This window comes from Salegentibacter holothuriorum (genome assembly GCF_900168045.1).
Lineage (GTDB): Bacteria > Bacteroidota > Bacteroidia > Flavobacteriales > Flavobacteriaceae > Salegentibacter > Salegentibacter holothuriorum.
The window spans coordinates 328,597-342,979 of the sequence record NZ_FUYY01000003.1 but is presented as its reverse complement, the minus strand read 5'-3'; the positions used below and the strand labels follow the sequence as shown (position 1 = coordinate 342,979).

The following is a 14,383-nucleotide window of genomic DNA, read 5'->3' as shown; positions in this document are numbered from 1 at the left end:
GCTTTGTTTAAATTTAATTTGAAAATGAAACTCACCTTATTGTGTTTCCTTGTAAGTCTTTTTGGATTGCACGCCAATAACTCTTACTCCCAAAAAACCGTCACGCTAAAACTAGATGACGTAGAAATGTCGCAGTTACTGGATCTTATTGAAAACCAGACCGAATATCATTTTGTTTATAAAATTAAAGATGTTGATCTATCCCGAAAAATACAGATTACTGTAAATAAGGAAAGAGTGCCCGCTGTATTAGAAAAAATTTTTAAAGGCACATCCACCAAATATGAAATCTATGGGAAACAGATTTTTTTAACTAATAACCCAACAACAAAATCTTCTTCAACAAGCTCTAAGAGTGTTCAGGAGACCATTACGGTTAGCGGTACAATCACAGAGACAAAAACCGGGATGCCTATTCCCGCTGCAAATATTTTAGAAAAAGGCACTTCTAATGGTGTTATGAGTGATTTTGATGGAAATTTCTCTATTGAAGTAGCTGAAGATGCAGTTTTACAGGTTAGTTATGTAGGTTACGCCACCAAAGAAATAAATGTTAACGGCCGTAACGAAATCGATATTGTTTTAGAAACAGATGCCGCAGCTTTAGATGAAGTTGTTGTGGTTGGTTACGGTACACAGCGTAAACAAGATTTAACAGGAGCTGTATCTGTTGTGAAAGTAGACGAGATGGTACAACAACCCAATGCCCAGGTAACAAACCAACTACAAGGTAGGGTTTCTGGAGTTAGCATTACTGGTGGAGGCCAACCGGGTGAAGCACCACAAGTTAAAATTCGTGGAGCTAACACCTTTGGGAATAACACGCCACTATATGTAATAGACGGTATCCCAACTGACAACATAGGAAATATCAATCCAAATGATATTGAAAGTATGCAAGTACTTAAAGATGCTGCTTCTGCTTCTATTTATGGTTCCAGAGCAGCCAATGGAGTGATTATTATTACCACTAAAAAAGGTAAAGGTAAACTCTCTGTAAACTACGATGCCTATTACGGAACTCAAATGGTTCAAAAAGGTAATCCATGGGATATCCTCTCTTCTCAGGAGATGGCAGATCTTACTTTTAGAGCTATAAGGAATACAAATCCAGGTGCTGCTATTGACCACCCGCAATATGGGGATGGCGCACAACCTGTTTTGCCAAACTATATTGCTCCGGTAGGCGCAAACACGGTTGATGAGTCTCTTTACAATGTAGATCCATACTATACTGACCCCGCTCAACTAAATGATTTTTATCGAATTGTTGAAGCAAACAAGCGAGGAACCAATTGGTTTCAGGAGATTTTTAATTCGGCTCCAATTACCAGTCATAATCTTTCCGTAAGCAATGGTAGTGAAAAGGGAAGTTTCTTATTTTCTCTTAATTATTTTGACCAAAAAGGAACCCTTGATAATACCTATTTAAAACGCTATACCATGCGTGTAAATAGCGTGTTTAATATTACAGATAATATTAGGGTTGGTGAAAACTTAAGTTTTGCCATTCGTGAAAACCCACAAATTGGGGCACTTTCTGAAGGAAGTGCTATAGGAATGGCCTTTAGGCAACAGCCAATTATCCCGGTACGTGATATTAGAGGCAACTATGCAGGGTCTTTTGGCCAGGGCTTGGGTAACGCTTTTAATCCCGTGGCCATGTTAGATAGATTAAGAAATGACCGGGGAGTTTCCAACAAACTATTTGGTAATATTTTTGCTGAAATCGACTTCTTAGAAAGTCTTACTTTCAAGACTACTTTTGGAGGACAGTATTTTTCAAATAGCTTTAATTCCTTTGCTTTTCCTGCATACGAGAATGCAGAAAATAACTCGGTAAACTCTTATACTGAAGGTGCTGAAACCAACTTTAACTGGACCTGGACCAATACTTTAACCTATAAAAATACTTTTGCTGATATTCATAACTTAACGGTAATATTGGGTACAGAAGCTTATCAAAATAAAGGACGTGAAGTAGGTGGTTCTACACAATCTTATTTTTCTTTTGATCCAGATTACGTAACCCTGGATACCGGTTCTGGAACTCAAACTAATTACAGTTTTAAATATGCCGATGCGCTTTCTTCTGTTTTTGGAAGGGTAGATTACAACTTTGATGACCGTTACCTATTTGGTGCCACGATAAGAAGAGATGGTTCTTCCCGTTTCCTCAATGAACAGTATGGATGGTTTCCTGCTGCCAGTGCCGGTTGGAATGTAAGTAATGAAAGTTTCTTTGAATCTAGCTGGATAAACGACTTAAAAGTACGTGCCGGATATGGAGTAATGGGTAACCAAATAAATGTAGATCCTGCTAACTCATTTACCACCTTTGGCGGTAATAATCAAACCTCCTTTTATGCAATTTCCGGAAGTAATTCAAGTACTTCTGAAGGTTTTCAACAGTCCAGAATTGGAAATCCAGACGCAAAATGGGAGAAGAATATTAATGCCAACTTTGGTATAGATGCAACATTATTTAATAATACTGTACAACTTACTGCCGATTACTATCGCAAGGATATAAACGATCTTTTATACAACCCAAACCTTCCTGCAACCGTTGGATCGGCCACAGTTCCTTATGTTAATGTTGGGCAAATGACTAATAGTGGTATTGATTTAGACCTTTCCACTTATTTTACCCTTGCTGAAGATTTACAGTTTAATACCTCAGTTACTTTTACTAGTTACAATAATGAAATTGTTAAAATTGCCGATGGCTTAAACTATTTCGATTTGGAAGGTCGCCGGTTTAATGGTAGTTCTATAATTAGAAATGCTGAAGGTGGTTCTGTTAGTCAGTTTTTTGGGTATCAAGTAGATGGATTCTGGGATTCGCAAGAAGAAATAGACCAGGCAAATGCGGCAGCTAGAGAAAGTACCGGTAACCAAAATACTACCTATCAATCTGATGTAGCAGTAGGACGTTTCCGTTATGCCGATGTTAATGGAGATAACCAAATAACCGCTGATGACCGTACCTATATTGGCGATCCAAATCCAGACTTTACCTACGGGCTAAACCTGGAACTTATGTACAAGAATTGGGACTTTAGTATGTTCTTATACGGTTCTCAAGGAAATGATATTTGGAATAACGTAAAATGGTTTACCGATTTTTATAGCTCTTTTAATGGAGCAAAGAGTTCTACTGCACTTTATGATTCCTGGACACCAGATAACATGAATGCAAGTGCTCCTATTCAACAAACCGTTGGTTCTTTTAGTCTGGCAGATGTTCCCAACTCCTATTTTGTTGAAGATGGTTCTTACTTAAGAGCAAAACAAATTCAACTAGGATATACCTTGCCTAATTCTGTATTAGATGCCATTAATATTTCTAAGCTAAGATTTTATGTACAAATGGCTAATGCATTTACAATTACTGGCTATTCTGGTATTGATCCAGAAATCTCTGGAGATTCGGTGAATTTTGGAATAGATGAAGGTGCGTATCCTAATCAAAGACAGTTGATATTTGGACTTAACGCTAGTTTATAATGATAAAAACAATAACAATGAAAAAACATAGAATTTTAAGTATCTTATTTTTAGCGGCTATGGTTTCGCTAAGTTTAGGATCTTGTAGTGACGATTTTTTAGACCAACCTGCATTGGGTTCCTTAAGTGAAGATGTGGTAGCCAATAAGCAAGGTGTAGAGAAATTATTAATTGGTGCATACGCTGCCTTAGACGGTCAAGGCCTGGGTGGAGGAAACCCTTGGGAATCTGCATCAGATAATTGGGTATATGGCGCAGTTGCCGGTGGTTTGGCCAGTAAAGGAAGCTTTGGAGGTGACCAGCCCGCTATAGACCAAATTGTAAAATTTATTTCTAATCCGTCAAATGGATTTTATAACACCAAATGGATAGCTGCCTATGAAGGAGTTGCCCGTACCAATAACACACTTAGGGTATTGGCGAACGTAGAAGACATTAGTGAAGCCGAAAGAAGTAATATAGCGGGACAAGCAAGATTCTTGCGAGGGCACTATTACTTCGAGTTAAAAAAGATGTTTAATATGGTGCCCTGGATAGATGAAAATACTGAGAATCCAAAGCAACCAAATGATACTGATATTTGGCCAAATATTGAAGCTGATTTTCAATTTGCATTCGACAACCTACCTGGCACTCAATCTGAATTTGGACGCGCCAATAAATGGGCGGCTGGAGCTTATCTTGGAAAAACATATCTATATCAGGAAAAATTCCCTGAAGCTTCCACAATATTCACACAAGTGATTGAATCGGGTACAAATTCAGCCGGAGAAAAGTATGATCTTATCGCAGAATTTGAAGACAATTTTGATGCCGAAACAGAGAATAATGCTGAAACAGTTTTTGATGTACAAATGGTAGCTAATGATGGGACCAGTACTATTGCAAACTCTAACCAGGGCGGGATGCTTAATTTCCCCTATAATAGTCCGTTTAGATGTTGCGGTTTTTATCAACCAACTCAAAACTTAGTAAACTCTTATAAAACCCAGCCGGGAAATGGTTTGCCATATTTAGAGAATTACAATCAAGATCCTGTAAAAAGTGATATGGGTATTGCAGCAGATGATTCATTTGCTCCATACGCCGGTTCGTTAGATCCGCGTTTAGACTGGACGGTAGGCCGTCGTGGTATACCCTATCATGATTGGGGGCATCACCCGGGTGCTACCTGGATAAGAGACCAATCTTACGGTGGGCCTTATGCCCCAAAAAAGAATATTTACTGGCAGTCTACACAAGACTTGTATAGTGACCAAAGTTCCTGGGCTCCAGGTACCGCCATTAATGTTCATATTATTCGCTTTGCCGATGTTTTATTGATGGCTGCTGAAGCTGAAGCGCAAACCGGAAACTTAGGACTTGCCATGCAGTACGTAAACCGGGTGCGTGAGCGAGCTTCAAATCCACAAGGATTCTTAAAAAAATATATTGATGAGAATAGTCCGTTAACGGGGTTTAACGATGCAGAGAATGCGGCTAATTATAATATCGGCCTATATACCGATTCAGAATTTTCTTCTAAAGAAAATGCTCTGGAAGCTATTTACTTTGAGCGTAAACTTGAATTAGCCATGGAAGGACACCGCTTTTTTGACCTGGTACGTTGGGGGATTGCAGAAGAGACCTTAAACGATTATTTTGACTATCAGGGAAAAATAACGACCGATGTTAGGGGAGGTAAATTTATTCCGGGTAAAAGCGAATATTACCCTATTCCACAAGCACAAATAGACCTTAGTTTGAACAGTGCCGGAGAAGCTACTTTAACTCAAAACCCAGGTTACTAAACTAATTACAAAGTTTGTTAGCTATTTGAAAAGTTTAGCAGCAGGCAATAACAAACAAGTTATTGGCCTGTTGCTTTTATAGAAAAAGTATAGTTAAGACCAACATAAGCATTTTTAATTTTACTCATTAAAATAAAACGAAAATTTAATTATGATAAAAAAAGACAGACGTTCCTTTATAAAAAATCTAGGAATTGCAGGTGCAACAGCAGCCATTTTGCCCTCTACTTTTGCTGCAGAAACGCAAAATGTTAGTATTCTAAAGCGAAAAATGGCAAAAGCCAATAATAAAACCTTAAAAATTGCTTTAATAGGTGCAGGAGGAATGGGGGTTGCCGATACCAATACGGCATTAGAGCACGATAATATAGAACTTGTAGCGGTTTGCGATTTATACGATGGCCGTTTAGAAGATGCTAAACAACGCTGGGGTAGCAGTTTGTTTCTTACTAAAGATTATAAAGACGTACTAAAACGCAGTGATATTGATGCGGTTATTATTGGCACCCCCGATTTTTGGCATAAAAAAATAAGTGTTGATGCCCTAAATGCAGACAAGCATGTGTACTGTGAAAAACCTTTGATTCACAATATTGATGAAGGGCAGGATATTATTAAAGCCTGGAAGAAATCAGGGAAGATTTTTATGGTAGGAAGTCAGGGGATGTCTTCTTTAGGTAATGAAAAAGCTAAAGAACTTCTGGCTGCCGGTGCTATAGGAACACTTAATTATGCTGAAGGATTTTGGGCCAGAAATTCGGCACTTGGTGCCTGGCAATATCCTATACCCAATGATGCATCTACCCAAACTGTAGATTGGGAGAAATATATTTCTATAAGCGAAGATAAACCGTTTGACCCGCTGAAATTCTTTAGATGGCGAAACTATCTTGATTACGGAACAGGAATGGCAGGTGATCTATTTGTACATTTATTTTCCAGCCTTCATTTTATCACCAACTCTTACGGTCCTAATAAAATTGCGGCCAGCGGTGGATTACGTCACTGGAATGATGGGCGGGAAGTACCAGATGTGCTTTTAGGTATGTTTGATTATCCAGATTCGCAACAACACCCTGCATTTAATCTATCCCTACGTTGCAATTTTGTAGATGGAACAAGTGGCAGTACTTATTTAAAACTTGTGGGCAGTAAAGGCTCTATGGACGTAGAATGGGACCGTGTAACCTTAAAACGTAATGCAGGAGGAAATAGTGATGATCCATTTTTAGCCGAAAAAGCGAAAAATGAATCAAGTAGACCTAATAGAAAAAAGATGCTGCCACCTTTAACGACAGTATATGATGCTCAAGATGGCTACAAAGGTGCTCACTATGATCATTTTGCAAATTTCTTTACAGCAATCCGTGAAAATGGCTCGGTAGCAGAAGACCCTGTTTTTGGATTCCGTGCAGCGGCACCGGCTTTATTATGCAACGAAAGTTATAAAAAGAATGAATTTATAAACTGGGATCCGGAAAAAATGAAATTAGGTTAAACCAATAACACTAATTAAAGTGGAATAAAATAGTTTTAAAAACGGGTAGTAGAACCTTAAAAGTATCCCCTACCCGGTTTCAACTTAAAAAATACCAAATGAAAAAAATAATGATATGCATGCTGTTGGCCGCTTCAACCATAGCCTGCAAAAATTCAGATAAAAAACAGGAGCAATCCGAAACTAAGAATCAGGAAAATACTGCTGAAGTTCAGCAAAAAGATAAAGATTGGCAGTATTTATTTGACGGTAGCAGCCTGGATGGCTGGAGAGGTTATGGTGAAGAAGAAATGCCCCCGGGTTGGGTAATAGAAGACAGTGTATTAACCTACAAAACCAAGCTAGGCAAGGAAGAAGACTACACAGGAGGACGTGATATTATTTATGGTGCCGAAGAGTTTGATAACTTTGAACTTTACCTGGAGTGGAAACTTCCCGAAGGAGGCAATAGCGGGATTTTTTATCACGTAAAAGAAGGCTATGCAAATCCTGCAAAAGTAGCCCCGGAATACCAGCTTATAGACGACGAAAACTATGAGGAAATCCATGATCTAACCAGCTATAATAAGAGTTTGGGCCACACCGAAAATCTTTCAGAATTAAAACCACTTAACAAAACAGCAGCCGATTATGCCATGTACGCACCAGATACCGATAAAAAACAGTTAAATCCTGTGGGTGAATGGAATACCAGCAAAATTGTATATACCCCAGAACGGGTAGAACATTGGCTAAATGGAGAAATGATGCTTTCTTTTAATCCGCAGTCTCAAGACTGGCAAGAAAAAAGAGATTCGGGAAAATGGAAAGACAGTCCCGATTATGCAAAGTTTAAATCTGGCTATATAGGTTTACAGGACCACGCCAGCCCTATTTGGTTTAAGAATATTAAAATTAAAAAATTATAAACCTTATTTAGGCCATGGATTAGTTGGCTAAATAATATTAAAAACAATTTAGAACATGAAAAAAATTAGTTTAGTTGCTATTTTACTTAGCATCGCATTTACCAGTTGCCAATCTGGAAAAGAACTTTTTAATGGAGAAAATCTTGACGGATGGAAAATACACGGTACCGAAAAATGGTATGTTGAAGATGGTTTGTTAATCTCTGAAAGTGGTCCTGATGAAGCGTATGGATATCTTGCTACAGATGAAAATTACAAGAATTTTGAGCTGAATTTAGAGTTTAAACAGGAGGCAGATGGAAATAGTGGTGTATTTATACGCTCTGAAATTGACGGTACCAAAATAACCGGATGGCAGGTAGAAGTAGCTCCACCTAACCTTCACACCGGTGGTATTTATGAATCTTACGGACGTGGTTGGTTGATTAAACCAGACCCTGAAAAAGAAGACGCCCTTAAATATGGAGAATGGAACAAGTTAAAAATAAAAGTAGAAGGCAACAAGGTGACCAGCTGGCTAAACGGCGTGGAAATGGTTGATTTTTCTGATGAAAAAATTGGAGCTGCTAATGGAAAAATAGCACTACAGATTCACGATGGAGGCGGAATTAAAGTTTACTGGAGAAATATTAAAGTTCAAGAGCTTTAAACCAATAAAGCCTGAAAATTTTTAAATCTCAATTATCAAGTAAACTACTTCGGAGCAAGCACACGAAGCATTAATATTGAAAAATATAATTTGATTTCGAGGCAAGCCTCAGAGCATTCAATCTCGATTATCGAGTAAAAAATAGCGGGGATTAATCTCCGCTATTTTCTTTTCAACATTGTAAACTTTCCTCAGTTTAAAACGATAAAATAGCCTGGCAAACTTTTAGTTTTTTATCTTTTTAATACTTTGCATTAGGTTTGTCTCGCAAGGCAACTAAAAAAAATTTGAACTAAAATGGTCACGTCAAGCGTAATCAAGCCGTTTTTGTTTAACCTTTCGAGTAAGCTCAAGGTGACAAAAACTAAGCTTAGGTATTTAAACGGACAATCATCTTTGCATTAACGCTTCCTTTTATCCCAATAAATATATAAGATAAAAAGTACTAAACTAACCAGGGAACCCCATAATAGACCCGATTTTAATTGCTGGGTGCTATCTCCTATTAGTGCTATAAAAACAGTAAGCGGACTTATTCCCACTAATGTTGCACCAATAAACCTCCAATAGCCTATTTTCAAAATTCCGCCAACAAAACTAATAGCATCATTGCTTAAAAATGGATTAATCCTGGTTACAATTACTGCCCAAAAACCATAATCATCTAAAAAGTCACTTATTTTATTTTCAGTTTTGGGTCCTAAAAGTTTTTGAACGATTACGGGGCCAAAATAACGCCCAATAAAATACCCTACAGAAGATGCACAATAAATAGCTGCAAAAACAATTAAGCTCCCTCCTATTGGCCCATAAGCCAATATAGAAACTATCATTAATGCCACCGATGGAATTACCAAAAGAAACATTTGTGCGATCATAGCTATAATTAATACTAGTGGACCTATCCATCCAAAATCTGAAACCCAGGCCTCTATTTTTTGCTTGTCATTACTGGTAAGAACCGCCCAGGCTTCATTAAAAAACTCATTCAAGGAAGGTATAAAAAAGTAACCTCCAACAAGAATTACAATTACAATGGTAGAAAATATTAAAGGCAGCTTACTCTTTTTTACGCTGGTACTTTCTTCTTTTTTCTGCATATCTCTATTTAAAAACCACCTCAAGAATGTTCGCCTTTCCACCTTTCCCTTCATTAGAAATAAACAACCTTCCGTCTTTGCTAAACGTAAGCCCTTCAGCCTGCTCAAAATCTTCTTCACGCAATGCAAAGCGTTTTTTCATTTTCATATTGCCATCGGCAATTATTAATTGTGGGGTTCTATCATCTAGAATATAAAAATTGTTGTTTACAGGATGTATCGCCAGCGCAGAAGGTTCTAATTTTTTACGAGGTTTAGCCTTTCTGTCTTTTAGAAGTTCATCTTCCATATAAAGACGGTACTCAGGCTTTTTCTGTAATTCTTTAGTGCTCAAAGAAAATTTATAAACACCCTTATAAGTATCATCTCCAGGCTCTCTATCTTTTATAGCAAGCAACAAACTATTGTTCTTTTTATCCCACGCCAGGCTTTCCAGGTTATGATCTTCGGTTAAAAAATTAGCGTAACTAATAGTTTTTGGGGTTTCAGATAAAAAACCTTTTACCTCAAAAATTTCCCCATCACTTCGCAGAACATAAGCGGTATTCCCTACTATACGTATATCTTCATAATCTCCGGAGCCGGCAAATGTTATACTTTGTTCCACTTTTGAGGTTTCCAGGTTGAATATAAAAATCACACCATCTTCATCCTGTATGCAAGCGATTTTATTATCCCCTATCCAATCTATGCCAGATACCTCATCAAGAATTTCTGGTAGCTGCCATTTATTAATAATTTTATAAGCTACAGATTTATCCTGAAGCTCATCTATAGTTACAAACTCATTATAACTATAGAGTATTATGCTTGCAAGACCTAGTACTCCTGCTACGATTAAGATTGCAATTTTGTTTAGCATTTGCTTTATTTTTAGTTATTACCAGGGAGCAACATCATTAGCAGTCTCTCCAGATTTTTCAAAAATTATCTTGTTATCATTAGGTTCTGCATCAAATTCAACCTGATAATAGCTCATTTCAGAAATTTGAATTAATTCTATGTCATCAATTTTTGTGCTATCATAATCTGCGGTAATTGATGCTTGAACTGCTTGCGGAAGCGCATCATAGGAAATAGTGTATTTATACTTCACAATAGTTCCGTCTAAATTTAAAATAGCATTATATTCTACACGATCTACTTCAAATTCTGCTTCAAATACATCTGCCATTTTCTCCCATTCCACATTAGTAGCTTTAGTGAATTTTTCAGTAAATCCATTAAGTACTACAGATGGAATATCTGAATTTCGCAAATCATCGTCCTCACAAGCGGTAAAAACCATAGCTATAGCCAGTACCAGAAAAGTTATCTTTTTCATTTTTATTGTTTTTAAATTTTAAACAAAGATGAATTACAAAACTGGAATAAACCTGGAATTAATAAATGGTAGTATTTATTTACTAGTGAAACCTTTTATTTATAAAGATGAAAATTATGTTCCTGGGTAAAAGTATAATCTAGTTGAAGTTGGTACTTTTTGGCTATGGTTTTTGCAATAGCCAATCCAATTCCGGTAGAATTCTTAGACCCCGGATTTTTCTGAAATCGGGAAAATACCCTGGTAGTATCTAAAGCACCATGTTTGGAAGAATTACTTATTCTAAAGCTATTTACTGAAATCATTACATTAATTTCGGTTCCTTTTTCGCCGTGTATAATCGCATTTTTAAGTAAATTAGAAAGTAAAATTCTTGCCAGGCCTTTATTCATAGTATATTTTAATACTGAAGTGCTCTCAATTTTAATTTCCATTTGTTTGTGACCGGCCAGGTCTTTATAATCGTGCTTCAGGTTCGTTATAAGATCATTGAAATCTATCTCTTGCTCATCTGGGAATTGCTGGTTTTCTATTTTGGAAAGCAACAATAAAGAATTGTTCATTCGGGTTAATCCTTCCAAATTATTTAAAACCGAAGCCACTAATTCAATTTGTTGCTCATTAAGCTCCTCATGCTCTACGAGAAGTTCTAGTTTATTGATACTAATTGCCAAAGGAGTTTGCAATTCGTGAGCCGCATTTTCAATAAATTGTTTCTGGCTATTATAACTTGAAATAGATTTATCAAGCATTTGTTCTATTCGTGTATTTAGCAAATTGAATTCATCTATATTTGAAGAAACAGTATTGATTTTCTGATCTTTTTCCAGCCTAAAGTTTTTTAGTTGGTGTAGAAGGCTATAAAACGGATTCCATATTTTTTTAAGGATTAAGTTGTTGAGCAAAACAATACTTAAAATTAAACCTAAATAAAGTAGGATTAGAGAAAATAATAGGTCTTCTATTAAATCGTCTTCCTCTACCATAGAAGTGATAATTTTCAACTTATAAAATTTATCACCTTCTTTAAATACAGTCTCCAATAATCTAACCGGTTCAAAATCATTTTCATTATGCATATACATAAGTGTATCGCGGTAAGAGTCTTTAAAAGTTATCGCTTGCGAATTACTTATTGACCTAACGGTATAACTCCCGTCTTGAAAATCTAAGCGCTTTAGATTTTCGGGATTGTTTTTAGCCCGATTAATAATTAACGTTTTCTGATTACCGAGACCATCATCCAGGCTGTCGTAAATTTCATCTAGCATTTCGACATAAAATATCACTGCCCATATTCCTAAAAGAAGGAATAATATTGCAGCAAAATAACTGGTAGTATAATTTAATAATTTCACGCTTCTACCAATTTATAACCAATCCCATAAACCGCTTTAATTTCGATTTCAGCACCGGCATCTTTTAGTTTTTTTCTAAGATTTTTAATTTGGGAATAGATGAATTCAAAATTATCGGCCTGGTCTATATGATCACCCCATACATGTTCTGCAAGGGCAGATTTATTGACAAGCCTATTTTGGTTAGAAACAAAAAATAATAGAATTTCAAATTCCTTTCTATTTAAATTAAGGGGTGTTTGGTCAATATCAACTTTATGCTCGTCAATATCAACACATAAGTTTCCAAGCTTAATTTTGTTGTTTCCTTTAAAATGACTTCTCCTTAATACAGCTTTTACCCGCGCATTTAGTTCTGACATATGAAAGGGTTTCGCCAAATAGTCATCGGCTCCAAGGTTAAGTCCCTCAAGTTTATCATCCAGGGAATTTCTTGCTGAAACAATAATAACCCCATCCTCTATATTCTTTTTTTTGAGATCTTCTAAAAGACTAAACCCGCTCCCATCTTTTAAATTAATATCCAGCAAAATACAATCGTAGGAATACACCCCAATTTTATTCTGAGCTTGCAATATGCTATTGGCCGTTTCTACAATAAAATTTTCTTTTTCCAGAAAATCTTTCATATTCTGCAACATATCCTGTTCATCCTCAATAATTAAAATTTTCATAATCTATTGTCATTAATATTGGAGATTAAAACAATCAAAAAATAAGATCTATATAATAGCTTTCTAAATCTTACACCGGTTAAATAAACTTAAGCTTATAGATGTAAGTCTATTTGCAGTCTATATACAATATTGTTCATTGCCGGTTCTGGGTTATCATTAAAACTTACGTCTGTTTGGACTTTAAGCTTATGTTTTGATATATATTTAGAAATACCAAGCGTATATTGATTTTGATTAGGAAAACGTGCACCCGGTATATCTTCATTAACATTGGTAAACCTTCCTACAAATTCAATATTGTTATCTAACAAATAGCCTCCCTGCAGGTTAATTGCATTACCAACATTTACAATTGCCCCGGTTGGCGTTCCATCTTCTTCTACTGCAATTGGCTTATCTGCATCTCTATGAGCAAACTCCCCTAGTATAGATAAAGCTTTATATTTAAACATAAAATCGGCGAAAAAAGTGGTAATATCGGTACGATGAAGCCCATTCTCGGTAAACATATATCCCCCCATATTAGAGCGGGTTTTTACAGCTTCATCATTATAATCATAGGTGACTCCAATGGCCAATTTAGGAGTTTGATACCTTTCAAGTGAAGCCTCGCTATAGTCTTTAAATTCCCCAAAAGGCAAAACTTCTAAACGGCCGGTATATTGGTAACCGCCTAAATTTCCTGTAACCACATTTCTTCCTTCTCCCTGGGAAAGTGCGAAGGCTTCTTTCACTACTACCTGGTTTCCAAGATTTATTTTATGATGTAGTTGCACACCAAGGTCCCGGTCTATATTGAATTGACTATTCAATAATGATCTATCTACAAACTGAAGATTCCCCGAAGAAACCACACGTTCGCGGTTACCCGGCAGTTTTGCCTGTCCTGCCCAGAGCACAAAATTCTCAAAGAAATTCCACTTTAAAACAGCATCAAGTACATACCTGGGTGCGCCACTTGTGAATTCTGAAGCTCCTGAGATGTCCCTGTTAGACAGGCCCAACTCAATTTTATATTCCAACTTTGGAGAGTAAGCAAAGCCGTTAAATTTTAACCGGGCACGACGAATAAGGAAATTAGAACTTTCAGATTTAAAACCTTCAAATTCAGAATTTCGCCAATTACTTATATATAAAGATTGAAACCTAGCTCCAAATTTTATACTAAAAGAACTATCTTTTGCTACTGAATTAATTATTCCATTCCCAAAACTATTGGTGGTTACATCTTGCGCACTAGCCTTAAAAAAGGAAATTAGTAATATACAAGTAAAAAGTAAATATTGAATCTTCATTGTTTTAGTTATCAGTTTAAAGAGATAAGACATATAAAAATGGGCTATAATTTATAAGCTTCAAAATTGCGGCTTTTTTGGCAATTCTCCATATAATACAAATATGAATAACAAAACTGAAAAGAAATGGGAAACATTATTTAAAAAAAAGACTTCATTTACAATTAAAAAAAATCACAAATCTGCTATTGAATTATCTGAATAAAGTCTCTAGAATCCATTGTTTTAAAATCTTAACTGTAGAATGAAAGATCTATTTTTAAATTAAAATTGA

Annotated in this window: 11 protein-coding genes; 5 read left to right on the top strand and 6 right to left on the bottom strand. The window is 36.2% G+C overall.

What is annotated here, in order from left to right:
* Positions 1–24 precede the first annotated feature (24 nt).
* The 5 genes from B5X51_RS10050 to B5X51_RS10030 all read left to right on the top strand — a co-directional run bounded on the left by B5X51_RS10050 (position 25) and on the right by B5X51_RS10030 (position 8,355).
* Entirely contained in the window at positions 25–3,510 is a 3,486-nt protein-coding gene (locus B5X51_RS10050) for a TonB-dependent receptor (protein WP_079721130.1), read from the top strand.
* Between the two features lie 17 nt (positions 3,511–3,527).
* Complete coding sequence (locus B5X51_RS10045; RefSeq protein WP_079721044.1) at positions 3,528–5,300, top strand: RagB/SusD family nutrient uptake outer membrane protein; 1,773 nt, start codon at positions 3,528–3,530, stop codon at positions 5,298–5,300.
* Positions 5,301–5,451: 151 nt separating this feature from the next.
* A complete protein-coding gene (locus tag B5X51_RS10040; protein WP_079721043.1) occupies positions 5,452–6,798 on the top strand; it encodes a Gfo/Idh/MocA family protein in 1,347 nt (448 codons plus the stop codon).
* 98 nt (positions 6,799–6,896) lie between these two features.
* A complete protein-coding gene (locus B5X51_RS10035) occupies positions 6,897–7,706 on the top strand; it encodes a DUF1080 domain-containing protein (protein WP_079721042.1) in 810 nt (269 codons plus the stop codon).
* Between the two features lie 55 nt (positions 7,707–7,761).
* Positions 7,762–8,355, top strand: a complete 594-nt coding sequence (locus B5X51_RS10030) for a 3-keto-disaccharide hydrolase (protein WP_079721041.1) — start codon at positions 7,762–7,764, stop codon at positions 8,353–8,355.
* Positions 8,356–8,756: 401 nt separating this feature from the next.
* Here B5X51_RS10030 and B5X51_RS10025 read toward each other — a convergent pair whose 3' ends face one another.
* From B5X51_RS10025 to B5X51_RS10000, 6 genes are all read right to left on the bottom strand, one after another.
* A complete protein-coding gene (locus B5X51_RS10025) occupies positions 8,757–9,455 on the bottom strand; it encodes a TVP38/TMEM64 family protein (protein ID WP_079721040.1) in 699 nt (232 codons plus the stop codon).
* Between the two features lie 4 nt (positions 9,456–9,459).
* Positions 9,460–10,317 (bottom strand): SdiA-regulated domain-containing protein, encoded by an 858-nt coding sequence (locus tag B5X51_RS10020; protein WP_079721039.1) that lies wholly within the window; start codon positions 10,315–10,317, stop codon positions 9,460–9,462.
* An 18-nt stretch (positions 10,318–10,335) separates the two neighbouring features.
* Positions 10,336–10,779 carry a PepSY-like domain-containing protein gene (locus B5X51_RS10015; RefSeq protein WP_079721038.1) on the bottom strand — a complete coding sequence of 148 codons (444 nt, stop codon included), beginning with the start codon at positions 10,777–10,779 and terminating at the stop codon, positions 10,336–10,338.
* 95 nt (positions 10,780–10,874) lie between these two features.
* On the bottom strand, positions 10,875–12,137 hold the full coding sequence (locus tag B5X51_RS10010) for a sensor histidine kinase (RefSeq protein WP_176132751.1): 1,263 nt from the start codon (positions 12,135–12,137) through the stop codon (positions 10,875–10,877).
* Entirely contained in the window at positions 12,134–12,811 is a 678-nt protein-coding gene (locus B5X51_RS10005; protein WP_079721037.1) for a response regulator transcription factor, read from the bottom strand. Before B5X51_RS10005 ends, B5X51_RS10010 begins: the two co-directional genes overlap by 4 nt.
* 95 nt (positions 12,812–12,906) lie before the next feature.
* Entirely contained in the window at positions 12,907–14,109 is a 1,203-nt protein-coding gene (locus B5X51_RS10000; protein ID WP_079721036.1) for a porin, read from the bottom strand.
* Between the last annotated feature and the right edge of the window lie 274 nt (positions 14,110–14,383).

Excerpts from the sequence above, each read along its gene's own strand:
- B5X51_RS10050 (WP_079721130.1), top strand. The coding sequence starts at position 25 with ATGAAACTCACCTTATTGTGTTTCCTTGTAAGTCTTTTTGGATTGCAC.
- B5X51_RS10045 (WP_079721044.1), top strand. The coding sequence starts at position 3,528 with ATGAAAAAACATAGAATTTTAAGTATCTTATTTTTAGCGGCTATGGTT.
- B5X51_RS10040 (WP_079721043.1), top strand. The coding sequence starts at position 5,452 with ATGATAAAAAAAGACAGACGTTCCTTTATAAAAAATCTAGGAATTGCA.
- B5X51_RS10035 (WP_079721042.1), top strand. The coding sequence starts at position 6,897 with ATGAAAAAAATAATGATATGCATGCTGTTGGCCGCTTCAACCATAGCC.
- B5X51_RS10030 (WP_079721041.1), top strand. The coding sequence starts at position 7,762 with ATGAAAAAAATTAGTTTAGTTGCTATTTTACTTAGCATCGCATTTACC.
- B5X51_RS10025 (WP_079721040.1), bottom strand. The coding sequence starts at position 9,455 with ATGCAGAAAAAAGAAGAAAGTACCAGCGTAAAAAAGAGTAAGCTGCCT.
- B5X51_RS10020 (WP_079721039.1), bottom strand. The coding sequence starts at position 10,317 with ATGCTAAACAAAATTGCAATCTTAATCGTAGCAGGAGTACTAGGTCTT.
- B5X51_RS10015 (WP_079721038.1), bottom strand. The coding sequence starts at position 10,779 with ATGAAAAAGATAACTTTTCTGGTACTGGCTATAGCTATGGTTTTTACC.
- B5X51_RS10005 (WP_079721037.1), bottom strand. The coding sequence starts at position 12,811 with ATGAAAATTTTAATTATTGAGGATGAACAGGATATGTTGCAGAATATG.
- B5X51_RS10000 (WP_079721036.1), bottom strand. The coding sequence starts at position 14,109 with ATGAAGATTCAATATTTACTTTTTACTTGTATATTACTAATTTCCTTT.